The organism is Synechocystis sp. PCC 6714 (assembly GCF_000478825.2).
Classification (GTDB): domain Bacteria; phylum Cyanobacteriota; class Cyanobacteriia; order Cyanobacteriales; family Microcystaceae; genus Synechocystis.
Window position 1 is genome coordinate 2,263,358 of record NZ_CP007542.1, and the last position, 25,393, is coordinate 2,288,750.

20 protein-coding genes are annotated in these 25,393 nt (G+C 48.6%); 2 read left to right on the forward strand and 18 right to left on the reverse strand.

Features of this window, described 5'->3' with window-relative positions:
• Window positions 1-4 precede the first annotated feature (4 nt).
• From D082_RS10355 to D082_RS10410, 12 genes are all read right to left on the reverse strand, one after another.
• The gene (locus D082_RS10355) at window positions 5-418 is read right to left on the reverse strand and encodes a hypothetical protein (RefSeq protein WP_028947743.1); all 414 of its coding nucleotides are present in this window, start codon (window positions 416-418) and stop codon (window positions 5-7) included.
• Between the two features lie 186 nt (window positions 419-604).
• Entirely contained in the window at window positions 605-952 is a 348-nt protein-coding gene (locus tag D082_RS10360) for a YtxH domain-containing protein (RefSeq protein WP_038530718.1), read from the reverse strand.
• Between the two features lie 96 nt (window positions 953-1,048).
• Window positions 1,049-5,779: an EAL domain-containing protein gene (locus D082_RS10365; protein ID WP_238546690.1), complete on the reverse strand. Its 4,731-nt coding sequence runs from the start codon at window positions 5,777-5,779 to the stop codon at window positions 1,049-1,051.
• An 82-nt stretch (window positions 5,780-5,861) separates the two neighbouring features.
• On the reverse strand, window positions 5,862-7,121 hold the full coding sequence (locus D082_RS10370; protein ID WP_238546691.1) for a P-aminobenzoate N-oxygenase AurF: 1,260 nt from the start codon (window positions 7,119-7,121) through the stop codon (window positions 5,862-5,864).
• On the reverse strand, window positions 7,118-8,023 hold the full coding sequence (locus D082_RS10375) for a ferritin-like domain-containing protein (RefSeq protein WP_028947740.1): 906 nt from the start codon (window positions 8,021-8,023) through the stop codon (window positions 7,118-7,120). Before D082_RS10375 ends, D082_RS10370 begins: the two co-directional genes overlap by 4 nt.
• A complete protein-coding gene (locus D082_RS10380; RefSeq protein WP_238546692.1) occupies window positions 8,007-9,089 on the reverse strand; it encodes an aromatic ring-hydroxylating dioxygenase subunit alpha in 1,083 nt (360 codons plus the stop codon). The genes D082_RS10375 and D082_RS10380 overlap by 17 nt, the downstream gene beginning before the upstream one ends.
• A 26-nt stretch (window positions 9,090-9,115) precedes the next feature.
• Window positions 9,116-9,835, reverse strand: coding sequence for a hypothetical protein (locus D082_RS10385; protein ID WP_038530723.1), 720 nt, complete (start codon window positions 9,833-9,835; stop codon window positions 9,116-9,118).
• Between the two features lie 189 nt (window positions 9,836-10,024).
• Complete coding sequence (locus D082_RS10390; protein ID WP_028947738.1) at window positions 10,025-10,999, reverse strand: ATP-binding cassette domain-containing protein; 975 nt, start codon at window positions 10,997-10,999, stop codon at window positions 10,025-10,027.
• A gap of 59 nt (window positions 11,000-11,058) precedes the next feature.
• The gene (locus D082_RS10395) at window positions 11,059-11,700 is read right to left on the reverse strand and encodes a DUF3386 domain-containing protein (RefSeq protein WP_028947737.1); all 642 of its coding nucleotides are present in this window, start codon (window positions 11,698-11,700) and stop codon (window positions 11,059-11,061) included.
• A 55-nt stretch (window positions 11,701-11,755) separates the two neighbouring features.
• Complete coding sequence (locus tag D082_RS10400) at window positions 11,756-12,661, reverse strand: CoB--CoM heterodisulfide reductase iron-sulfur subunit B family protein (RefSeq protein ID WP_028947736.1); 906 nt, start codon at window positions 12,659-12,661, stop codon at window positions 11,756-11,758.
• A 799-nt stretch (window positions 12,662-13,460) separates the two neighbouring features.
• On the reverse strand, window positions 13,461-13,697 hold the full coding sequence (locus tag D082_RS10405) for a winged helix-turn-helix domain-containing protein (protein ID WP_028947735.1): 237 nt from the start codon (window positions 13,695-13,697) through the stop codon (window positions 13,461-13,463).
• Between the two features lie 66 nt (window positions 13,698-13,763).
• A complete protein-coding gene (locus D082_RS10410; RefSeq protein ID WP_028947734.1) occupies window positions 13,764-14,066 on the reverse strand; it encodes a hypothetical protein in 303 nt (100 codons plus the stop codon).
• A gap of 286 nt (window positions 14,067-14,352) precedes the next feature.
• Between D082_RS10410 and sigC the strand changes: the two genes are divergently transcribed.
• Window positions 14,353-15,567 (forward strand): RNA polymerase sigma factor SigC, encoded by a 1,215-nt coding sequence (gene sigC, locus D082_RS10415; protein WP_028947733.1) that lies wholly within the window; start codon window positions 14,353-14,355, stop codon window positions 15,565-15,567.
• Window positions 15,568-15,584: 17 nt separating this feature from the next.
• Here the strand turns inward: sigC and egtC are convergent, their stop codons facing one another.
• Window positions 15,585-16,403, reverse strand: a complete 819-nt coding sequence (gene egtC, locus D082_RS10420; protein ID WP_051738808.1) for an ergothioneine biosynthesis protein EgtC — start codon at window positions 16,401-16,403, stop codon at window positions 15,585-15,587.
• A 648-nt stretch (window positions 16,404-17,051) separates the two neighbouring features.
• On the opposite strand from egtC, the gene D082_RS10425 reads away from it, so the two are divergent.
• Entirely contained in the window at window positions 17,052-18,311 is a 1,260-nt protein-coding gene (locus tag D082_RS10425; RefSeq protein WP_028947732.1) for a DUF4912 domain-containing protein, read from the forward strand.
• 68 nt (window positions 18,312-18,379) lie between these two features.
• Here the strand turns inward: D082_RS10425 and D082_RS10430 are convergent, their stop codons facing one another.
• The 5 genes from D082_RS10430 to D082_RS10450 all read right to left on the reverse strand — a co-directional run bounded on the left by D082_RS10430 (window position 18,380) and on the right by D082_RS10450 (window position 25,325).
• Window positions 18,380-19,822, reverse strand: coding sequence for a Rieske 2Fe-2S domain-containing protein (locus D082_RS10430; protein WP_028947731.1), 1,443 nt, complete (start codon window positions 19,820-19,822; stop codon window positions 18,380-18,382).
• Between the two features lie 231 nt (window positions 19,823-20,053).
• A complete protein-coding gene (gene murI, locus D082_RS10435) occupies window positions 20,054-20,893 on the reverse strand; it encodes a glutamate racemase (protein WP_028947730.1) in 840 nt (279 codons plus the stop codon).
• A 143-nt stretch (window positions 20,894-21,036) separates the two neighbouring features.
• Window positions 21,037-22,995 carry an N-acetylmuramoyl-L-alanine amidase gene (locus D082_RS10440; protein WP_028947729.1) on the reverse strand — a complete coding sequence of 653 codons (1,959 nt, stop codon included), beginning with the start codon at window positions 22,993-22,995 and terminating at the stop codon, window positions 21,037-21,039.
• Window positions 22,996-23,274: 279 nt separating this feature from the next.
• Window positions 23,275-24,504, reverse strand: coding sequence for an NAD(P)/FAD-dependent oxidoreductase (locus D082_RS10445; RefSeq protein ID WP_028947728.1), 1,230 nt, complete (start codon window positions 24,502-24,504; stop codon window positions 23,275-23,277).
• A gap of 50 nt (window positions 24,505-24,554) precedes the next feature.
• Entirely contained in the window at window positions 24,555-25,325 is a 771-nt protein-coding gene (locus D082_RS10450) for a type 1 glutamine amidotransferase (RefSeq protein WP_028947727.1), read from the reverse strand.
• Window positions 25,326-25,393 lie beyond the last annotated feature (68 nt).

The following is a 25,393-nucleotide window of genomic DNA, read 5'->3' on the forward strand; positions in this document are numbered from 1 at the left end:
TTACTTACTTTTTCCCGTTTTTACCCTTGCCATTTACCGCCAAAGATCCCGTGGGATAGACCTGCCAGGAATGCCACGCCGCCTTCACTCCGGCCAGAAAACGCTGGGAACCGCCCTGGATTTTTTTCGCCCCTTCTTTGGTGATGGTCACGCCCCGGTCAACGGTCTGGACCACGTCTTCCACCGTTCTCACCCCCTGATTTAAGTCATCCGTCAGCTCACTGATTTCCAAGCCCGTTAAACGAATGGCTTCCAACGTCGGCGGAAATTCCCGATTGAGGCTGTCGAATAATTTTTCTGCACTGCGGGCCGCCCGGGCCAGTTCCCGTAATGCTGGCAGGGCCACCACCAACACAGCGGTTAGGCTAATGGAGACCAGGGTGAGGGAAAGACCCAGCCAGAAAAGAGGTTCGGTCATAGGTACGGAAAAAGTCAACTTAAGGTGGCAGAACGTAGATTAGCGACGGTGGAAGGGTGGGATAGTAAAAATGGTGAGGAAGTTTCTAAGGAGTTCCCCCCTATTTTCTCGTTGAAGTTCTAGTATCCGTGGAGAAATCGGACAGACGTAGCTCATTGGCATAGATAAACAGACAAAATTAGCTGATTAACGATCTGCTAAAGTACTTTCCACCGTAATGTCCTTCGGTTGAGCTTCGCTTTCCGACACAACGGTGCCCTGGCTTGCTTCTACCCCGGCGGCGATCGCCTCTTTGAGCCGTTCTAGGGTACCTTGCCAATTGCGTTGGGTGGCTTCAGAAAGGTAATCGGCCTGGAGTTGGAGGGTAGTGGCCAAATCTTCCGCTAGGTCTGGCAGAGCATCAGCGGATTTTTTCAACAGTTGCCTGGTTTGCTTCCCGGAACGGGGGGCCAACAGTAAACCCACGGCCGATCCCACTAAACCACCAATCACCATGCCCGCCAACAGAGCGCCACCTTTGTTATTGCTGGCCATGTTCCCCCGCAAAAAGAATTTCCCCCATTCTAGTGGACGGGGAGAAAATGCTGGCCCAATTCCCCCATTTGTCTGGGTTAATCCGTTCGGCTAACTTTAGCTGGCGGTTAATTTTTGATGAAACTCGTCTATGGGCATGGGACGACCGTAGAAATAACCCTGGTAAACATTACAACCCAATTGGGCCAGGAATTGCACCTGTTCCTTCGTTTCCACCCCTTCCGCCACGATCGCCAGATTAAAGGTGTGGGCAACGCTGATGATGGCCTCCACCAAGGCGGCATTGTTGAGATCTTGGGGCACATCCTGGACAAAAGCCCGGTCAATTTTTAGTTCATTCAGGGGTAATCGTTTTAAATAGGCCAGGGAAGAATAGCCGGTACCAAAATCATCCACTGAAAAGTGGACACCCAAGGTTTGTAACTCGAACATAGTGGCGATCGCCTGATGGGTATCCTCCACAATTAAACCTTCCGTCACTTCCAGGGTGAGGCGGTAGGGGTCCACCCCAGTGGAATCTAGTAGGGTTTTAGTTTCCTTTGCAAAATGGGGTTGGCGAAATTGCCGGGGACTGACATTAACGGCAATGCGGAGACTGGAGCCCAACGGTTGTAAACGGGCTAGATACTGACAGACCTGCTCCAGGACAAAATTGCCAATGTTGTAGATCAAGCCAATTTCCTCCGCAATGGGAATGAACACATTGGGGGGGATAAAACCCTGACTAGGATGGTTCCAACGGAGCAAAGCCTCCGCCCCAATCCAGATGCCATTACTATCCACCTGGGGTTGTAGATAAACCTGGAATTGTTTTTGCTCCAGTGCATGGCGTAGGTCTGCCTCCAGGGCAAAGCGGGACTCCACCTCCAATTGCATTTGCGACTCAAACAAACAAACCTTATTGCGACCCGCCTTTTTAGCTTGGTACATGGCGGTGTCCGCCTCTTTAAATAGGTCGTTGACCTTCTCATTTAGTTTGGGAAAGAGGGTGATGCCGATACTGCCGCTGATCTGCACCTCTTCCGCTTCCAGACTGAAGGGGGTAGCCAAGGCCCTGCGAATTTTTTCTCCCACACTCAGCCCTAAACGGGCGGCCAATTCCCGGTCATGGGCCAACTCCGGCAATAGCACAACAAATTCATCCCCCCCCAACCGAGCCACTGTGTCGGAATCCCGCAAATTATCCTGTAATCTTTCGGCCACCATTTGCAACAGGCGATCGCCACTGTCATGGCCCCGGGCATCGTTGAGGGTTTTGAAACCATCCAAATCAATCAACGCAATGGCCCCATAATGCTCAGAGCGTTGAGCTAAGGCTAAGGCATTTTCCGCCCGGTCCAACAACAGACGACGGTTAGGCAAACCAGTGAGGGGATCATAATAAGCCAGAACTTCAATTTGAGCCTCTGCCCGTTTCCGTTCCGTAATATCAGTCAAAATGCCCAACATCCGCAGGGGTTTGCCTTGGGGATCCCACTCGACAATTTTGCCTAAAGACAGTAACCACTTCCATTGCCCCGTCATGGTCAATTGACGACACTCCACTTCATAATGGGAAATCTCCCCCTGAATATAATTGCGGTAAATCCCTTCCACTGCCTTCCGATCCTGGGGATGGATCCGCTCCAACCAGTTTTGCTCCGTTTCGTGGAAATGGTCGGGGTCATAGCCCAGAATTTGTACGTACTGGGGAGAAACAACTGCTTGGCCCGTTTGTAGATTGAGGTCATAGAAACCTTGGTTGGCTGCCTCCAGGGCCAGCCGTAACCGTTCCTCATTTTCTGCCAATTGTTGCTGAGCTAACTGGTGGGCCTGGTCGGATTGAATTGCATTGAGAGCAAAGGAAATATTGTCGCCAATTTCCTGTAGTAAATCCTGTTCATCTTCGGTGAAAAAGTCCACTTCCCGGGAGTAAAAAGTCAACACTGCCACCACCCGATGATCTTGCCAAATGGGAACAGACGCAGAAGACAGAAAACCATAACGCATTGCATTGCTACGCCAGGGAACCATTCTCGGATCTTGGCTAATGTCCGAGCAAATGACCAATCTTCCTTCCCGCACAGCGGTGCCACTGGGACCCTGGCCACTGGGTTCATCCCTAGCCGTAATGTGAATATTGTCTAGGTATGCAGTGGTGTCTCCCCCGACAATGTAGGGGACAATGGCCCGACTATCAGGGTCGATCAGCCCAAACCAGACCAGGGGAAATTCGCCGATTTCTACTCCTACGTCACAGATGGCCCGGAATAATTCGTCCCGCCCTCGATTTTCGATGATGGCCTGGTTAACTTGACTCAAGGTGGCATAAAGGCGGGATAGGTACTCGATGCGGCGCTGGCTTCGTTTGCGCTCACTAATGTCCCGGACCACGGCCAGTAGACGGGCCTTACCGTCAATCACCGTCGGCCGGATGGATATTTCTACCCAAAAAACATGGCCATTTTGTTTTTGGGCTAACCATTCAAATATTTGTAGTTCGGAAGTCCTAACCTGACGGATTTTTTTGTTAATTTCTACTTCTGTTTGACCCTGTTGATCAACACTGAAATCCCTAATGGGTCTCCCAATCACTTCTTCTTTATTGCCATAGCCATACATGCTCAACATGGATTGGTTAACATCGATAATTATGCCGGTTTGAATATCTTGAATAAAAATCGCTTCGTGGGTAGAGTTAAAAATTTCCCGGTAATTGCGCTCATTTCTTTCTAAGACGATTTCGGTGTAATGGGATTCGAGGAAACGACTAAGAAATTGACCAATGGTGTTGAGTAGAGCTTTTTCTTCGGGCAAAAAATCTCGCCCTTGGCTGTAGCACACTTCCAACTGGCCGCGGTGGATATGATCCGTCTGAAAATCTACGGTCAAACAGCAGTCAGTTTTTTGATAGTTGGGGGTCTGGTAGAGGGAATTCCCCCAGGTCAAACGGGCGGACGCCAGTTTTTCGTAGTGGAAAGCCTGGGGCAAAAGATCCACTATGTTTTGCAAAAACTCATCCAGCACTAAATCCGATTGTTGGGCCATCTGGGCGATCGCCACCAGGCAATCCATTTCCTTAATCCGTTCCCGTAATTGCCCCAGGGTTGCTCGTAATTCTTTGGTTCTTTGCCTGATCTGGTGGGTGAGATTGGCCTGACTGTTAGTAATAATTGCCACAATGATTGTGACGAGAATTGTGATTCCCGTACCCACCCCAAAGGCAATCATGGCTACTTGGTCGGGATGTTTCTGATTGAACTCTGGCCCGGGCGAAAGTAACAGCGCATAGGCTTTGCCAAAAACAAATAAAGGGTAAACTTCGAAAATGCCCTTGTTCTCCTGCCAATCATCCAAAGAGAACGGAGGAGGGGAAGACGAAGCCAAAACCAGGGGAGCTTGATTCACACTCAGTTGCAACCACTGTAATTCCAGGGATTTATCGCCAAAACTAATTTCCCCAAAGGTTTGAGTCAAAAACTCGTTTAATCGCAACACCACCGCTGCGACCCCCATGGGAGGATTTTTCAGATTATGGCCCGCAAAAACTGGAGAATAGGCAACAATACCCCTTTGATTTCCCAATTCTTGGATTAGGGTAAGGGGGTTGGTGGCGCTGGCCAGTCCAGACTCTAGGGCTTCGTCCAAAGCTATTTTGGCGGATTCGTTGGAACTGACATCGAAACCCAGGGCCATTTCATTGCCCGCCAATGGTTCTGCATAAAAAATCGGGTAATAAACTTCTCTTCCCCGAGCAGGAACAATTTTCCCCCGACGATCAAGTTCAAAAATTTGGAAGTTCTTCAGTCCATCCTCCCGGGCCTTACGCTCAAAATTTTCCTTATCCGAGGCGGTAACTTTAGGAATCCACTCCCAGGCCTGAATACTCAATTTCCTGATCATGGGTAAGGTAAAACGGGTAAACTCGGCCCGGGTTACCTCCTCACTGGACTCAATAAAGCTATTGAGGCTGGAAAGGCCATAATTCTGCAGTTCCCAAAGTCTTTGGGCGAACAGGTTGGCCCTGGGGATGGCCAGTTGGCTAAAGTTTCTTTGGCTATTTAGTGAAGCATTCTCATGGATAAACATCGTTAGGGCCAGGGTTAGAAACAATCCAATGATGGCCGTAACCAGGCCCTCCCCTTGGTTCGTGATAAAGGAATTTCCCCAACGGCGGCGTTCCTGCAGGAGATAATCTCCCCCCAAGACTAAGACTATTAACCCCATCGAAAAAAGCAAGGGGCCCCAGACTTTTCGCCGCAATTTTTTATACCACTGACTTGCTTCCATATCTATGGCAACGATCACCAAAACCTTTTCGGACCGGGGTTGTAGGATGGGGGCGTAGGCTGAGACAAAACTGCCCTGTCCACTGTGATAAGGGCCAATGACCGTTTTTTTGGGGGGAGGATCGAATAACTTTCGGACTACCTCCGGGGGATTTTCGTAAATGGCACCGGGGGCACGGGCAGGAAAGTCTCCGGACTTGAGACTATCGGGTCCAAAAAGAATTCTCCCGCTCTGCATAACCATGGTGTAGAAGCTATGGTTATGGAATGTCTGGGCATAGGCGGCTATCTGGTTATGGAGTCTTTGGAAGGAAGGATTGCCCAGGTCTTCTCCAGTAAAGGAAAGCTCTTGAAACAGTCGAAAGTTGAGGTTTAGGGAGACCATTTCCACCTGGTTAAGCAACTGTTGGCGGATTCGTTGACTAGCCATTTCCATGCGCCAGCGAGCAACGGCAAATCCCCCCAGGATAATGAAAAAAATTAGACTAAACAGCACGAAACCCCGCCAAAAAGTGCGCCCCTGGTGGGGGGCAACCGAAGACGGAGGAGGAGAAATCATAGGCATTGGAAGGTCAAGAATAGATTACCCAGGAAAAAATGCTAGGTTTACTATCTTGACCACTAGTTTAAACAAAATTTGTCTAATTTCTGCCAAGGGCAATACCGTTGATTTTTTGCCACGACAACAGGTCAGAGTAATAGGGCACGGAAAAACGTTGTAATGCTTTACTCTGGAGTTTTAGGTAACGTGGCACTGAGTTACGTTCCATCACCGCCATGGATTTATTGGTCCGGTCCACAAACGGCAATGGCTCTAGGTAGACTTGATAGGAAAGTCGGGCTTCTTGATGGGTTTGAAAACTACGATGTAAAGCCTCCGTTTCCTGGGCAAAACAAGCCCAAAGCATAGCCTGACACTCCTGGGTAGAAAGACCAAACAAAGGCGACGTTAACAGTTTTGCAATGGTGTTGTACAAAGCGGGGTCGTACCAAAAAATGCCATTGACGGCAACGGATACATGGTAATGGTCTTTTTGACACCCCCTAATACCTAAATTTATTAATTTTCTTTCAAAGGCAGTGGGGGAATTGAGGAGACGGCTAACATCGTGGGATAAAATGGTAGAAGTGTTGAAATGAAAGCTTTCATCGAGGAAATGATAGTGGGAAATTTGCGTCGGAATGGGACTTTTTTCCGGCTCCGATTGTTGCTGATAAAAATTGCTGAGTTTATGTTGTACTAATTTGCCATTTAAAGTCCGCAATCCCCTTACAGTTAAATACTGGCAAGCTAGAAAAGCATTATTGGCAGAAAGTAGGCCAAAACCCTGCAGTTGTAATGCTTTCCACCAATTTTTAAACCAATTTGTATCGGCAAAAATCATTGTTTCTCGAAACGGCGATCGCCGGGGCTGGCCAAATAAATTACCATTGAATAAAGATTGTTCCACCTGGTCAATGACGGTTTGAAACGCATGGATATGGCAACGTTCCTGGGAAGTTTCCAGGTCTAGGGTGTCACAAACTAGGCGAAAATCCCTGAGGGGATATAAACCAGTGGCACTGGTCTGATTAAAGAAAATGGTCGCCACTTCCGCTGCGATAATTTGGCTATAGTAGGCAACCCAATAAAGATGGTTGAGAATTAACTTTTGCCCTGGACTAGCTTGTTCCCAAAGAGGCGTGCCATAAAGGAGGGAAAATTCCGGAGCTTGCCAATACTGATACCGGCATTGTTGATAATCAAATTGGTCCGCTAGCTGATCTAAATCAGGGCTGTGGTCCATTTGCTTAGCCCGACGGTAATTAAGCTCTAATTTTTTTCTGGTTTTGCTATCTTTTGCTAACGGGGAAACTGAAATGGTATTAGCTTTGCCGGAGTCATCGTTAACAGCAATCATAGAATACATTGCTCAGCACTGTAGGGAATAAAATATCTTTGTTCTTCCAGACGAATGAGAATTTTGGGGGGTACCCCATGGCTCATTAAGGAACGTAAAAGATTGAGTTTCTGTTGACTTTGTTCTTCTGTCTTTAATTCTTGAAAAATTTGTTGGCGATCGCTGGGGGATAAATAGCCTTTAATTTTTTCCACCGCTTTAACTAACCTTTGGGGACCCGCCTGTACCATATGCAAAAATTCCCTCAATGCTTGGTAAATATTGGTCAAACTTTGCTGATTGTATGGCCAGGTTTGTAGTTGCTGGACTCCGGCAGCGTGGTGACGGGCTTCCGCAGTTAAAAAACTTTGTAAAGTGGCTTTTAAATTATCGTCTCGACAATGGTGAGCGAGGGAACGGTAATGGCTCAGTCCCCAACCTTCCAGCACCACTTGCACCATGGTCAGCAATAAAGCTTTGTCGTTGGATTCCAATAACTGCCCCATAAAACTTAAAAAACTATCATGGTTAAACTCTGGTTTTTGCTGAAAAAATTGTTCAATTTGGCATAGATGTTGAGCTTCATCAGCGGCGAACAAACCGTATAAAATGCGCTCTTCACAGGTTTCTGCCCCTAATATCATTTTGGCCATGTAACCCACCCCCGCCTGCTCCACCCAATAAATTTCCGTCAGCAAATCCTGATTGGCGATCGCCAAAATTTTTGCCTGTTCAACGGTGCTCGCTTGCTGAAATAAAGTTACCTGGTCTAGACCAAAGTATTCTACAGACCAATATGTTGCCTCAATATCATTGGGGGTCAATGGATCCACTGATCCATTCAGGGCAGAATTAAGAATTTTACCAAGGCGATCGCCGGAACCAAGTGGGGGCAAAGTAAAACCACTAACTGATTTTTTCATCAATTTTTACCCTTCCGTTTTGATTAACTGTGAGCCCATTGGCTGAGCATTTTTTCCCGTCGATGGTTTGCCAAGTTTGCCAATTTAAGCTTGGTTGTTGTTCTGCATGGTGGATAAATTCAAGGATTGGTCTATCTTCCGCAATGGGAGTTTTTAAGGCGAATTTAATCGTCTGAAAAATTTTTGTATCCCCCTTAGCAAAGTAATTTCCCACTAGGCTGGTTAGCCAAAGAATGATGCCATTACTGAGCCAACCCCATGGCCCCGGACGATATTTGGTCAACAGGACTGTCTGTCCTTCGGTTTGCCCATTTTTGCCTAAACGGAGGGTGAACATAATGTAAAAGTGCAAAAAATCTGGCCCAATGGTTACCATTCCCGTACTACCAAACCAATAGGACAAATTATAGGTGCCTGCCTCCCGATAAAAAGGCTTAATTAAACGAACCAAAAGAGAATTGTTCCCTCCCTTAGTAATGTTTTCAAAGTTAATTACATTTTGATTAACAACCTGGGCTTTAAAATTAATCTCCACTGGAAAGTTATGCACTGTATTGAAATGATGGGCATCAATGGCATTAACCATGACCACATTAGGATGGCAAGCTTTAGTAAATTTTCTGCCTAGGGAAGTAGATACTTTTTGATTAACTAATTCCGGTGGGAAGGGGATTGGTTGGCTGGGTTGATCTCCGGTCCAGAGCCAAATTAAACCGTAGGCTTCCGTTACAGGCCAGGTGTTAATTTTAACCGGCAATGCTTTTCCCAAACAGGGCACTTCCAGACATTGACCATCACTATCAAACTGCCAATTGTGGAAAAAACAACGCAGACTTTCTCCCTCCACTTTTCCCTCTGCTAAATGGGCTCCCATGTGGGGACAATGGGCATCCATTGCTACTACTTTTTCCTCATTAGTGCGATAAATAGCTAAATCTCTACCTAATAAAAATACGGACTTAACTTGCCCCCGTTTTAACTCCTTTGACCGCAATAACCAATACCAGCCTTTAATGAAACGCTGGGGATGGTTAAACACTTTGGGGGAGTGGGGCGGAGAAAGCACTGTGGTTAGACTAATTCGGCAACAAATCAATCAAGAATATTTACAGCATAGCTGGAATGCCAAATTCTTAGCCCTGCTTTGGTCAAATTTTCCGCTGACACCTCCGCTAAACACACCAACTCATCCCCTTCAACATGACCAGGGTTTTTTTGTAAAAAGAATTCCACATGGCGATCGCCTAATTTTTCCTCCGGTACCCGAAGGAGATTGGGGGTTAAGACCTGGGGTTGGGGCAAACGCACAATGCCCAAGCTGGAATCATAATGTTCCTGGAATTTTTCTTGGGCCAGATAGTCGATAAAATTTTGTACTGATGGAGGCGTGGGGCAACGGTAATGGGGATAAAATTCTTTGGCAAAAATACTCAAAAAACGATAGGTACGATAACCAGAAGAAATTAACAACCAATAGAGTTTTTCCGGCCTTTGCCCATGGAGCGTTTGCATAGCTTTTGTCCAAGCTTTGGCTAGGGCGGGGTTAGACCAGATGGAAGGGTCGGTAATGGTGTCACCGGAATAAACAATTCTGAGGGTTTCTCCTTGCCAGTGAATGGGGTAAAAGCAAAAAGTTGTAAAACCTTTCAATACCCCCGCCAATTTAAGCAAAATCACCCAATCTTTACTGTTTAAATCCCCCTGAAATTGTGGCCAAAATACCCCTTCAAAATGGGTTTGCAGCAATTGAAACATTGCCAATTGATCGGCATCAGCAATTTTACTAACTGGTACAAGTAAAGCTTCGATCATAGATTTTTCGGGAATTTTTGCAATCCGGCCAGCAAAAAGGACAGTCCCTATCTCCACCCCAAAAAGGGGCGATCGCCAAAATTACCCAACACTAATCAAAAGCATTGCTGCAAAGTCAGCGGATCCTATTAATTCATTATGGTCTCGGGGGCGAGCTTTTGCCGTCAAACCACCATCTCCTTTAATGGGTTAATTGTCCAAATTTCCCCGGGAAAAGAGGCGGCCAATAATTTCCTCGATGGGAGGGTCAGACACACTTAAATCCGCCACTGGTAGCTCGGCCAACAATCTGGCGATCGCCGTGGTTAAATTTTCCCGCTTGAGCAAAAAGCGCACCAAAAGACCTTCTACGCTTTCCACCTCACCGTAGACCTGTAGCTTTTCCAAGTCCATGGGCATAGATAATTCCACCACCACTTGCCGGTACGGGGAAAACCGTTCCACTAATTGGGCCAAATCACCGTCGTACATCAACTGTCCCTGGTGAATTAATAGGACTCGCTCACAGAGGGTGGTAATATCCGCCATGTAATGACTAGTCAGCAACACAGTGGCCTGGTAACGCTGGTTATACTCCTGTAAAAACTGGCGCACTGCCACTTGGGCATTAACATCCAGCCCCAGGGTGGGCTCATCTAAAAACAGAACGGTGGGATGGTGGAGCAGGGCTGCTAACAACTCGGCTTTCATCCGTTGCCCTAGGGATAGTTTCCGCACTGGTTGCTTCAATTCGGCGGTCAGATCGAGCATTTCGCTCAATTCCCCCAGCCGTTGCTCAAAAATTTTGTCGGGAATTTCGTAAATGGCCCCGTTAATACGGAGGGAATCCAAGGTAGGCAAATCCCAAATTAGTTGTTGTTTTTGCCCCATCACCAAACTGGTACGGCGTAAAAAAGCCGTTTGTCGCCGGAAGGGATCGAACCCCGCCACCCGCACTTTTCCCCCCGAGGGTTTGATCAACCCTGTGAGCATTTTAAGGGTAGTGGTTTTGCCCGCTCCGTTGGCCCCAAGAAAACCCACCATTGCTCCGGGGGGAATGGTAAAGGAAATGTCTTGTACTGCCAGCACTTGACGATAACGCCTTTGCCAAAAATGCTGGAGAGTCCCCTTTAGTCCGGGGGACTTGAGGGCAACGGGGTAAACTTTACTGAGATTTTCCACCACAATGGCGGGGCCGGACATTGAGGCCAAAGGAGTTTCTAGCCTAGACAAAGCGTCGTGACCTATGGCAAAAGTTCTAAATTAGTGAAGCGGAAATCGGTGCAGGTTTTTTCTCCCCCAGTGGCGATCGCCTCCACCGTTTGGCGGCTGGGTAGATAATAGCCCCCTAGTTCTTCATAGGTTTCGATGAAATCCCGTTTGCCTTTGAGGGTATTGGTTTTGGGATCTTTAAAAATAGCGTTGTATTTGACGGCAATATAGCCGGAGCCAGTGTCTAAGCTCTCCTCGGTATTGATGGTGAAAGCCACCGGTCCCATAACCCGACTAACCTGACAAATTTCCGTGCCCCGGATTTTATAATTTGACCCCATGGCATCTCCTTTCACATCAATGGCGATCGCCCCGGAAGCATCGGTTTCCCCAAAGCTAAACTGATTTTTGCCGTGGGACTTTTCGAAATTCCCCTGTTTGCGGTGGGTGACAATATCACGCATTTGGTTATAAACACTCTCCTTGACAGTGTCATCGCTAAAGCCCGTCACGGTGACGGTGTAATCAGCCTTAACTTCCACTTCCCCTTCATAGTGTTCATCCCCTTGGGTAACGGTGAGCTGAGCCCGGTAACCGGGAAAATTTTCGTCCCAGGTGTAGCGGTTTTCATAGGCAGCCCGAAAGGCTTCTTGGGCAGTTACGGTAGCAGTCATAGGGTGCGATAAGAGTTAACTGAGTCATGCTCTAGCATTACACAGGAATTGTTAGTCAGACTAGGCCAAGCTTAGCCAATACCGGGGCAGTGGAAACCACATGGCGCTCCAAGCCTAGATCCCTAGGATTAATCCCCAGAGCCAAACCCACCAATTGGGGCAGATGTAAGACCGGCAAATTAAGATTTTTACCTAGTACTTTGCTAATTTCCGGTTGGCGGGAATCCAATTGTAAATGGCATAGAGGACAAGGGGTAATTAAACAATCGGCCCCGGCGGCGATCGCCGTTTGTAAATGCCGGCCAGCTAGTTGAAAAGATTGAGGCGTAGCATAACTGGAAATGGGCCAACCACAGCATTGGGTGCGGCCTTCATAGTAGATCGGGTTAGCCCCTAGGGTGGTAAAAACTTGTTCCAGGGATTGGGGATCAAAGGGATTGGCTTCTGGTAAATTTTCCTGGGCCCGCAGAAGATAACAACCATAGAAAGAAGCACAGTTAAGCCCGCTTAATTTTTGTTTAACCCGCTGAGCCAACGTTTCCAGTCCAAAATCCTGCACCAAAGCCCAGAGTAAATGGGTCACCCTGCTGGAACCTCGATAGGGGGCACAGCTCTCTTTTTGCAAATAACCGTTAATTTGTTCAACGTACTTGGGATCGTCTTTTTGAGCTTTTTTCAGCCGTTCATCCACGTGGGCAATCACCCCCTGACAAGTGCTGCAATGGGTGAGCAATGGCAAGTTTAATTGTTCCGCCAAGGCAATGTTGCGGGCATTAACACTATCTTCCAACAGTTGGGAATCCTCTTTAAATGTACCGGAGCCACAACAGGATGCTTTTTTTAGCTCCACTAACTTGATTCCCAAAACCTTGCTCAGGGATGTGGTGGCCAGATGCAGTTCTCCACAGGCCCCCTGGGCAACACAACCGGGAAAATAGGCATATTCAAGGGTCTTAGTCATGGCGACGGGGGAAGGGGGAAACTTGTAGGTAGTATATCGCGGGCTTTTGGCCTGGCATCAAAAAACCGTGGTCTCCCTAAACTTTGATCAATTTATTTCTCACAATCCACGGCGCGGGAATCCCCTCCCAGATTTATACGTGGGGAAGTACCTTGGGTCTAACTTCTTTGCTAATCAGACTCTTAACGTAGTCCCTTAAGATTTCAGACATTGAAATTCCCTGCTCAGCGGCATAAGCCCTAAACATTTCCAATTCCCGGTCAGATACGACTACTTGAATCTTTTTCTGTCTGATGGCCATGGCTCAAAGTTTGATGTATAATTCTAAGTATAACAACCAAGGTAATCAACTGCTCTAAAAACCCAGTGGCCCAATGGCACTACGTTGAGGCTTGGGAATCAAAGATATGTGGTTCCATCCAATAGTTCTAGTTTCTATCTATGGATAGGTAAAATTTTTGCAATAACTAGACCACCAGCTTTGGGACTAATGTTTGAACTCAAACAAACTTTGGAGAAATTCCACTACCCAGTGGCACTGGGAAAGTAACGCTGGGGGAGAGGACTACCTATGTCTAGGGCTTCGCAAGGAATCGCAGACATAGTAGTTTCTAGTAAGATTGATGCAGTCAAATTCACCGAAAAGCTTGTCAATAAAGACTTAAGCAGTCTCGAAATTATTTGAAATGACTATAAGTGAGTGGACTCACTGAACCAAGAATCCCCCGGATTCATCCCTGGGGAGTTTCGACTTTGGTTGTCCGATTCCCTTGATCACTGGAAATTCCGTTGTTGTTTTCTAGGTTTCAGTGTCAATGTGCAGTAGGTAACCAGCCCCCACCACCGTTTCTAACCATTGCTCCCCTGGGGCGGTTTTTCCAAAGGTTTTACGAATTTCCATCGCGAGCCGGTCTAGGTCCTGTTCACGGGAACCAAAATCATCTGGTCCCCAAATGGCGGCAATTAATTCTCCCCGGAGACAGACAATGGGGATGCCTTGGTTAGCCAAATTTTTGTTGGCAATGTGATGCAACATTTTCCTGACCTGAGACCGCATATGCATCTTCTGGCGATCGCCATTTTGCACCTGGAAGAGGGTTTGTTAGTTAATGTTGAAAACCCAGGGTTTAGGAGGTTTAGCAGGGGTTACCTGGGAGCGAAGCAAAACCACCTGGTTGGTTTGGCTTGGGTCAATGAACTTTAGTTGCCAATGGTGAATCCAGATCACATCCTCCGAAGCGATGGGCAACTTGCGACCCATCTGATGGTTCAACTCTAATCTTTGTCCCTGTCTTTTAATAATGGTGCCATTAGTACTTTGGTCGATGACCAACCAACCCTCCACTTCCCCGGCGATGACACAGTGGTGAATACGGGTAATTATTCCCTCCTTCTCCGGTAACACAATGTCATTGCATTAGGGCAAAAGACCGATAGTATATGAAGTTTTGACCAGACCGAGTCGTTGTTCCCCACCGTCGGGAGCCTGAATTTTTAGGTAGGGGATCAGACCGTCGATCATAGATTTTTCAAAAGGTTTACAATTATATTGACCCAGGAACAGACGGATATTTCCCCAGTGAGCCCCCCGCTTGCCAGGGTCACTCTAATGCCGAGGCCAACGAAAATTAAACAATTTAAACAATGTTACCCTTGTCCTAACATCGAGTCCCAGTCACCTCCGGATCTCCATGAATAAGCCGAGCAACGATGAGCCGCCCCCCACCAATGTAAGAGATTTGGAAGCTTTGTCGCCGCTGGAGGAAGGAGAATTAACTGTGGACTTGCAGGATTTGGAATACACCGTTGTTGCCCATCGTCAGCCATCCAGTACGGATTTAGTCCGCCTTTACCTCCAAGATATTGGCCGCATTCCCCTACTCAAAAGGGACGAAGAGGTGCAAGTGGCCCAACAGGTGCAAAGTTACCTTCGTCTCCTGGCAATACAGAACCAGGCGGCAGAATCTAACCCTGTGATTGAAAAATATCAAACGGCGATCACCATCCATGATCAACTATTGTCCCAATTGGGTCATCGCCCTTCCTACGAACGTTGGGCCAAGATTTTAGGGGAAACAGTGCCAAATCTGAAAGAAACCCTCAAAAATGGCAAACGGGCCTGGGCAGATTTGGTGGGGTTGACAGTGGAAGAATTAGAAAAAGTGGAAAAACAGGGCATTGAGGCCAAGGCCCACATGATCAAAGCCAATCTCCGCTTGGTGGTTTCCGTGGCTAAAAAATATCAAAATCGGGGCTTGGAACTGCTAGATCTAATCCAAGAGGGCACTTTGGGGTTAGAGCGGGCGGTGGAAAAATTTGACCCCACCAAGGGTTACCGTTTCAGTACCTATTCCTACTGGTGGATTCGTCAAGGCATCACCAGGGCGATCGCCACCCAAAGCCGAATGATCCGTTTGCCGGTGCACATTACCGAAAAGTTAAACAAAATCAAGCGGGCCCAAAGGAAGATTTCCCAGGAAAAAGGCCATACACCCAAAATTGACGAAGTGGCAGAAGAACTGGGCATGACCCCAGAGCAAGTGCGGGAAGTGCTTACCCAAGTGCCCCGTTCCGTCTCCCTAGAGCTCAAGGTGGGGCAAGATAAAGACACGGAACTGATGGATTTACTAGAAACGGACACCCAGTCACCGGAAGACGAACTGATGCGGGAGGCCCTCCAGAGTGATATGCAGGAAATTTTGTCAGATTTAACCCCGAGGGAACAGGAAGTCATTGCCCTCCGCTTTGGTTTTCAGGACGGCGTGGCCCACTCCCTATCGGAAATTGGGCGCATCTTGAATTTATCCAGGGAACGGGTGCGACAAATCGAAGCTAAGGCTTTGCAAAAATTACGCCATCCCCGCCGTCGGGACCGCATTCGGGATTATTACGAAAACCTGGGCTAGGTTGGAAGTCTCCATGGTTAATCGGCCAAAACTTTAACGGCGATCGCCCCTGGGCCATCAATGGCCAAAATACTTTGGGGCGGACAGGCTTGCCATTGGGAATCAGCAAATAGGGGTTCCGAGGCAATAATTACTCCCCCTGGGCACCGCTTACCATCGGCCAACCAATATAGGGTTGGCTCCGGTTGACGGCTAGCGTAACGACAGGCCACAATGCGCTGGCCATCCGCCAGGATAATATTGGCAGAAAAATAGGTGTTATGTTGGCGGGCCAATGCGCTCAAAGTTAACAAACTCACCTCCAAAGCTTTATCCAAACTAACTTCTGACCCATTCAAATCACCCTGGCGGAGATGCCGGAGATTGTCCAAAATTAAGGCAAAAATATGTTCTGAATCGGTGGTGCCATGGATGAATTGATAACTGGCATCGCTGAGTAAATTACGGAGAGGACGATAAAGGGTAGTACGAAAATTATTAATAAATCCATTGTGGACAAATAAAAGACCTTCCTCCGTGAAAGGCTGGCAATTGGTCAAATCCACTGCCAGGGGAGGGGTTGCACTCCGGACATAACTGACAAAGCAACCGGATTGGATATAGCGGCTCAGGTGGGGCAGATTAATGTCACTCCAAATGGGCAGGACATTTTTGTAAAGATAGGGATTGGGCAGACTCTCCTGGTCAAACCATCCCAAACCGAAACCGTCAGCATTCAGCAATCCTGCAGTCATCTCCTGGGGTTGATAGCTCTGGACAATAAGGGAATGTTCCGGGCGATAAATCAGTTGCTCTGGCCGTAGTGGTTGACCCAGATACCCTAAAAGACGACACATAAACAATTGTTGATAATCTTGGCAACCAGCTCAAATCCTCTCAAGCCGGGGAAGAATGGAGTGGGCACTCACTTTGGGGCGCAGGGGGGGAGCATCAACCTCATCGAAAAGCATTCGTGAATAAAAAAGGGCAAGAAAAAGCCCCTGGGCGTCTTTCCTTGTTTCGACTCCGGGGGCTTCAACTTACTCCTCACACACCTCTAGATAATAACTCTACTAATTTTGTCACCCCCAAATATTGTGCCAGTTAGAAGATTGTCATAGCTCCCAGCGGCATGTCATAAAATGCTGACTTTTGCCCCTTTTCCCTGTCGGAAGTGGAACCCCAAAAACATAAAAGTTTACACAAAAAGTTATAATTTCATAACATAACATCTAGTTAAATGCCTGGAAATCCGTTTAAAGCCTGATTTTAAAGCCTTGATCCCCTTGACGTGACGCCGACGCTCTATGTTACAAAAGTTGAAGTTCTTGATCCCCGCTGGCTTTTCGGTGGCGATCGCCCTGATTAAAAGTCATTAACCCTATCCCATTCGTTGTTGGATCCCTCTGTGCCCATCATTTGGAAATAAATAATTCTGTCCTTTTCCACATACCGATTGTGGAAGTAAATCCCACGGACTATCCCATAAACCAAAAGTAATTGTTATGGCTAAAGAAGACCGACCCTCCCTCGAAGACATGACGCTGCGACAATTACGCCGAGTTGCCAGTGAATGCAATATTTCCCGGTACAGTCGGATGCGTAAATCCCAGCTACTGGCAGAGGTGGAAAAAGCCCTCAATAATCCAGCCTCTGCGCCATTTTCTGTTAAACCCCTTAACCGTCCCCAGGAGGAACAAGCTGTGGAAGCTTCTAAATTTGAACTTGGTCAAGATGATAAATTTGGTGCCCCCCTCACCGCAGTGGATGAAGGCCTGGGGGATTTACCCGGCGGTTACGGCGAAAGCCGCATTACCCTGATGCCTAGGGATCCCCAGTGGGCCTATGCCTATTGGGACATTCCCAAAGAACATAAAGATGCTCTCCGTAGTCAGGGTGGCCAACAGTTAGCCCTGCGACTCTACGACGTGACGGACCTCGATTGGCAGACCAGTAGCCCCCACAGCGTTCAGGAATATCTCTGTGATGAATTGGCGCGGGAATGGTATCTACCGATCCCCGTCAGCGATCGGGATTATGCTTTGGACATCGGTTACCGCACTTTTGATGGTCGTTGGTTGACCCTGGCCCGTTCCACCCCCATTCGGATTCCTCCCGTTTATCCTTCCGATTGGGTAGAGGATGTATTTGTCACCGTTAATTGGGATGAGGATCTCCAAGGCAAAACCATTTATCAACTGGTTCCCCCCAGCAAGCGCACTGTGGGAGCTTCTACCGCTGTCTATGACCAGGTGTTCGACATGGCCCAAGGGGCTGAAGCCCTGCGGATGGCAGGTTCTCTCTACGGTTCTATGCAACATGTGCCAGGTTCCCTTACCCATGAGCAAACCCTCAGTTCCTATGTGTTTCCCTCCGGAGTTGGCATGTGGGCGGCCCCCAATGTTTCTGGGTTGAATATGTCCGGCATTGGCATGGGTTATGGTCTTTCCAGCAGTGAGTTTATGGCCTCAGAAGCTCCGGTACGGCCCCGGCAGTTCTGGTTAGTGGCCGATGCGGAGTTGATCGTTTACGGTGCCACGGAACCCGATGCCACAGTTACCATTGGTGGTCGTCCGATTAAACTCAACGAAGACGGGACTTTCCGCTTCCAAATGTCCTTCCAAGACGGCTTAATTGATTATCCCATCGTGGCAGTGGCGGCGGATGGAGAACAAACCCGTAACGTTCATATGAAATTTACCCGGGAAACTCCTTCGCGCAACACTAATACCAAGGAAGAAGCTGTACCGGAATGGTTTAGCTAGACTTTCCCAATCTAACTTCACTTTTTCCTCAATAAATAATAAATAAATTCCCCGGCTAAAGGATTTGATTAATTTACATTGCCTTTGTCGGGGATATTTCTTGGCGGAATGGGGTTACCTTGGTAAAAAGATTGTTTAAATTTACCCAAACCAGCCCAAACACTAAAACCCAGGGCAATAAAGGTGGTTAATGCTACCCCCAGCAATAAATTGGGGGCACCGGCCACCATGGCTATAGGAGTTAACGCAACAGATAAAATGGCGATCGCCAGACTGATCTTTTCAATCCGTTCAATGGTAGCCAAAGCCTTACGGCAACTATGACAGTGTTTAGTGTGGGAATGGTAACGATCCATTAATTGCTCTACGGATTGGCGATCGGGTAGTTTACTATCCCCAAAAGGTTTGACTTGATATTGGTCAATCCAACGGTGAAATTCCGCCACGAATAAATCTGCTTTAGTGGGTAAATAACAGGCTTTTTCGTAGTTGGGCGATCCGCCTTGACCCTGTACAAATCTTTCCTGCCAATGGAGAAAAATTTGGTCATCTTCCAACACCCGATTTTGGCCTAAATGGGAATACCAACGAGGCGTTAAGCCAATCACTAACCGGGGAAATTTACTAGGAAATTTGAAAGGAAAACGGGCAAATAAACGGCATTCCCCTGGGCGAATGGGGGTTGCATAAACCACCGTTAAAGTCCGGCCAAACTGCTGGGAAGTTAAATCGTGCCACATTAATCCCGGCGCAATGAACGTGGTGGTTTGTTTCCCCAAAGTGCCTTTCCTTGGCCCCTCTTCCCAAATGCCCGTAAACCCCTGGCGCGCCGCGTAGCGGATCTCTGCGAGATCGCCGTGGATAATTTCTAAATCCACCGGGCTGACGTTGCTGCGTTTACCAACGGTTTTATGGTGCGTGTAGGGAATATGGCTCGAATCCAAGACGTTTTCCATCAGAGTAAAGGCATCATAGGGCAGATCCCGAAAGGTATTGAGACAAACCCATTCAGACTGATCTTCCTCCAATACATCCACCAACGGGAGAGATACTTTTTCCGCCTGATCCCTTTCCCCTGGAAAAGCAAAGAGTAAACCCTGAGCTACCCGGGTCGGGAGGGAACGTACACAGGCTCTCCTACTAGTGTGGGCTTGGCCCTCAACATATTGTTGGGGAATGGTTTGACATTGCCCTGACCCCGCAAAAGTCCAGCCGTGGTAGGGACATTCCAAATGGCCAGCCTCGTTTATTCTGCCCTCCGATAATGGAGCGAGGCGATGGGGACATTGATCGGCGTAAACCCGCCATTGTTGAGTATTTGCTTCCCACCAAATCACCAAATCTTCCCCTAGCAGGGTAAAACGGCTTGGTTTGCGCTTGTCCAAATCCTCCTCGTAGGCCAGGGGATACCACACTGCTCGACAATCAAATTTGTTTTGGTCTAGTCCCCCCGCTGGTAGGGTGTCGGTGACAACTGGAGCTTGGGGAGGGGAGGTTAACAAACTGGTCATAGAATAACTGATTAAGTTCCAAGTCAAGGCACAGCCATAACCGGTGGTGAATTATTAAGAATTGTAACGATTATTTGCAATCTTTGGCTCCATTAAAAAACGATCGCCTCCCTGAAAAATTGAGCATGGCGATCGCTGTTATTGGAGTTATTAGTTCGGGAATCCCTGAAGGCTAAGCAAAGTTAAGTAATTAAATAATCAGCAATAGCCCAGTCCGGACAGTACTTTATTCTAATCCCGCACTTCCAAGGGTTGGGGATAGAGGGAGCTTAAACAGGGCAGGGAAATTTTTTCCACCATGGGGGTGAAACCCAACCACTGTTGGGAAAGTTCTGCAAACTGTTGGGGGCAACCACTGACGGTGAAACGGGTGGCAATGGACATTTCGGAATTTCGCAGTCCCATGACCTCCAGCTCCTGACGGGCTGCTTTAACCACATGGCTAGCGGGGTCCACCAGACGGATATGGGAGGGTAAAATTTGCTGGAAAACAGGGGTTAAATGGCGGTAGTGGGTACAACCAAACACTAGGGTATCAATGTCCGCATCCAACAGTGGTTGTAGATAGCCCTTAGCCACTTCCAGGGTGTAGGGGTCATGGAGGCGATTTTGCTCAATCAGAGGGACAAATTCCGGACAGCCCATCTGCCAGACCAATGCTTCTGGATTGACTTCGTGGATAGCATTACGATAGGCATTGCTCGCCGCTGTGGCGGGGGTAGAAATAACCCCAATGCGCCGGCCTTGGCGGACTGCGGCCCGGGCCCCAGGGAGAATCACTCCCAAAATTGGCATATCAAATTCCTGCTGTACGGTCTCCAGGGCCAAAGCAGAACTGGTGTTGCAGGCCATGATTACCATTTTTACTTCCTCCTCTGCCATCCAAGTCAGGATTTCCCGGACATATTGAAGGATTACTTGCGGGGATCTGTTGCCGTAAGGTAGCCGTGCCGTATCGCCAAAATAAAGAATTGACTCTTTAGGTAATTGTCGATACAGCTCACGTAGAACGGTTAACCCACCCACACCACTATCAAAAACGCCAATTCGGCTACGCTGGGGCTCACGCATTTTGTATGGAACTATACCTGTTAATTAAGGAAAGATGTTTGTCATTGAAACACGAATAATAGATGAAGTAAATAGGTTTTAGCTACCCTATCCTTCATATAAGTCAAGTTTCTCTGAATTTGAATTCTATGGACGAATAAGTCTTACCTTTGTTGCAGATACTCCAAAACCCCCCGGGCGATCGCCTGGGCCATCTGTTGCTGAAAATTGGGATCCGTAAGTTTGTAATTATCCTCATTGCCCGTGACAAAGCCCATTTCCACCAAGGTTGAAGGCATGCGGGAATTGCGTAAAACGTAGAATCTGGCCTGGCGCACCCGCCGATCCCGCACGTTTAGGGAATTAACCACATTACGGTGGATTGCCTGGGATAAACCGGCATTGCCGTGGTAGTAAATCTCAAAACCATTCACGTCGGGACGTCCCATGCCCATGGAATTGGCGTGGATACTGACAAACAAATCTGCTCCGGCTCGGTTGGCCATGTCGGTGCGGCCCTGCAGGCTGATGAAATAGTCCCCAGTACGGGTCATCAACACCCGGACCCCCTGTTGTTCTAGATATCGCTGTAGATACTGGGACACGGCCAAAACCACGTCCTTTTCCTGTACCCCCCGTATACCGATCGCCCCGGGATCCTTGCCACCATGGCCGGGGTCTACCACCACCAACCGGCTTCCCCGAGGAACAGATGGTAAATTGCCTGCGGGGGGATTGCTCCACTCCGGTGGAAAACTGGGGGCTGCATTAGCCGGCGGGGGTTGGACAGCAATGGGAACCTGCTCTCCACTATTCCCTCTGGGTGGATTGCCGCTTGGCAAATTTCCCGTAGGGCGGCTAGCCGTGGCATCGGGGATTAATTCTAGGGCGTAAAGACTGCCCCCGGAACGAAACAAACGGCCAAAACGACGCCCCATGTTGGGCTGAACCAAAATTAAAACCGAATCCGCCGTTTCCTGGCGAATATTGAGTTGATAAATGGGGCCACCGGTGGCCAGTTCCGGACTTCGGAATTGGGGGGACAATTGGGCCCGTTCCAAACGAATTTCGTAGTTGCCCGTTAAGCGGTTCAAATTGCCCCTGGCATTAATCTGGCGATCGCCACGGATAATTAACTGGCTATCGTCCCTGGTCACCTCAATGGCGGTTATATTAGCCAAATTGCGATTGGGAGCCTGACTCACTAGGCGATCGTTAGAGCTACCATTGCCGGAAGAAGGGGAAGAATTATTAGAGCTGTTATTACTGACCGGAACGGCCGCCGATCCGGGAGCTTGGTTAGAACCCCCAGACCGGTTAATCTGCTTTGGGAGCAGGACTACGCCTCCCCCTACTCGGCTATAGTAAGCATTCCAGCCACCGCCACTGTCGGCCAAGGCCAAAGAAAGCCGGGGATTGTTGGGGCTATCGGAAAACTTAATTTCCTCCACTCCGTATTCCCCCACTAGGAGAGACTTCCCCACTAAACTTTCCGGAAGTACCGCCCCCATAAGTTCAAAATTAACTGTGGATTGGCGGGGGTTGGGTTGGACGCGAATACCGCTATTGTCGCCATTTTTATCCAGACGAACGAAAAGCCCATTACCCGTGACCTGTAAATCCTGGGCACCGCTGACTGGAGAGCTAGAAGTGTTAGCGGCAGTCAAATTCTGGCTAGGTAGGGAGGAGCCATCGCCATTGGGGGCTGGGGCATTGTTATTGCTGGCGGGGGCCAATTCCGGCGTAGGCAATTCCACTACCCATTGGGTTGGGGTAATGCCTCGAACTTTTACCTGCTGGGGATCTACGGTATAGCCCGCTTCTAGCTCTATTACCACCCTGGTGGTGAAGCTATCAGGCTCCCCAATGCGAATTTCCTTGACCCGTCCAGAGCCTGCCTGGCGTACTGTCGGCCCGCTTAGGGTGGTGCCAGGTAAATCCACCACAATGCGGGTGGGGTTGGGAATCATTTGCGCGGTGGGTTGCACCCGAGAATTGGTGTAGAAAGTAAACCGATTTTGGGAAGCATTAAAATTCCAGTTCACTAACTGCCCAGCCATGGCTGGCAGACTGGTTAGCAAAACCGATAAAAAAGTAAGAACAAAACCAGACAATCTTGACATAGGAACTTCTCAACTCAATTAGCCGCTGAACGGACTTTTTGTTCAGCCCGGATGATCCATTCGGAGCACTGGGGCACTAATCAGTCATCCAGCGGATTGTCAGGGGCCTCCGCCAACGGGAACATCGATCACAACGGCGTATAGTCTTGGGAGATAGTAACCGCAATACAGTTCCCAAAGCAAGCAAGCTGGGACTTCCAGGGCCCGACTCACTTTTCTCCTCCCGGCAATCTTGCTGGCGATCGCCGGAGAAGGCAAGCTTTTTAGACGGTATTCAATTCAGGAAGGTTCATTTTTGAGCCAATTCCCTAGGGGGCGGGTCAGCCAATTTAAGCCCACAGTTAGTTGGTGTTGCCAGGTGGGGAAGCGATAGAGATAGACTAACCGGCGGGCCAGCACAGCGGCGGGGCCCGTTAACTTAATGCCTAAACCATTCAGTACTGCACTATCGATGCCCAAGGCAAGCATTTCCCCTAGGGGTTGGTAACGACACGGTAGGAGGGGACGCCCGGTTAAGTTAGCCCAGATATTCCAAGCACAATAATCAGCCTGTTGAAACGCTCCCTGGGCTGTGGGGGGGATTAACTGACCGCTGACATCACGGCATTCGGCCCCATCCCCCAGGGCAAAAATATTAGCTTTTCCTTCCACCTGTAGTTGAGCATTGGTTTTCAGTAAGCCCTGGTCATTGTGAGGCAGGGGTAAACTGCCAATGAGGGGAGCAACTTCGGTGCCCACAGTCCAAAGCACCAAATCCACAGGAATGACATCCTCTTGATCTCGGAATTTTAGGGTGAGATCATGGGAGGTAATGGCGGTGACAGTGGTTTCCGTATCTACCCAAATGCCTTTGGCGGAAAGGCTAGCCTGGGCCTGTTGACGGTTGAATTCCGGGGATAACCCTAAAATTTCTTTGCCCCGTTCGATAATGCGGATGCGGCCCCGAGTTCCCAGGCGATCGCCTAGTTTGGCCGCTAATTCCACCCCGCTGTAGCCACCACCGACAATGGCAACCCGAATTTTTTCAGTGTTGGATTGTTCTAGAACTTTTAATTTTTGCTTGAGTTTATAGGCATCTTCCAAGGTCCGAAATCCCAAGCCATAATCCTTTAGTCCCGGCAGATTTGGTAAAGGAGTTCGACCCCCCAGGGCAATCACCAATTGGCTATAGTCTAAATTTTCTGAATCAGTCCCATGTCCTGAATTATCTGGGGATTTTAACTGTACCTGTTGACGGACAATATCGATGGCGGTTACTTCAGCTTGGCGAAAAATTACCCCCGATTCTGCTAACAGTTCCCCGAAGGGTGGGGCAATTTCCCAAGTTTGCATTTCCTCCGTCACCAATTCGTAGAGAAAAGGGGCAAACAAAAACCGATCCCGTTGATCGACGAGGACAATTTCCGGTGGGGTATGGCCCTCCCAGGGCAGTTGACTGAGGCGCAGGGCGGTGTAAAGCCCCCCAAATCCTCCCCCTAAAATGCAAATCCGTGGTCGAACGTCCGTCATAATCTCTAGCCAGTGGTGAGGGCTTGTTACATTTCGTAATCAAATTGCTCCTATTCTAGCCGTTTGAGCATGGCGGTGCGGGCTTGCTGGGCCAGGCGGTCATCCAAGGGGGTTAACTGCACTGAATCTTCATACTTCTTCTCCAACGCAGTGCGGATTAACCAATCAGCTAAAAAGGGATTTTTGGGTAGCAAAGGGCCATGGGAGTAGGTGGCGATCGCCTTTTGGTGGAAAGCTCCTTCATAACCATCTTCACCGTTGTTACCATAGCCCACTTTGACTTTACCCAAGGGAGAAACGGATTGCAGATAGGTGCGGCCGCCGTGGTTTTCAAAACCAATTACTGTCGGGATTTCCCCCGTCATCGCTTCCAACTCCCGCCGGAGGGGTTCAGCGGTAATTTCAAACACCACATTGCCAATACAGCGTTTAGCTTCGGGGCCGGGATGTTTACTAACCATATCCAGCAATCCCAAACCTTCAATCCGTTGTCCCAAAGCGGGTTCATAGTAATGCCCCAACAGTTGGGGAGAGCCGCAGGTAAATACACCGGGAATCCCACTGTCTAACTGATTTTTTAGGGCCTCTGCCTTAGCGCCTTGGAGATCCCGCATGACAATTTCCTGCTGTCGATCCTGGGCTCCCCCCCCCACAATTACGTCCGCCTGGAGAAATAGTTCTGCATGGCTGGTCTGTTCCAGGGGAAGAATTTTCACGGGAATATCCCGCCATTGACAACGACGTTGAATGCAAATGACGTTGCCCCGATCGCCATAGGTGCTCATGAGTTTGGGGTAGAGCCAGCCAATTGTTAATTCCATACCTTGTCTATTGAGAGGAGAAAGTGTAGCTCCTGTAAGGCTGTCGGATCGATGCAAAACTTAGTTGC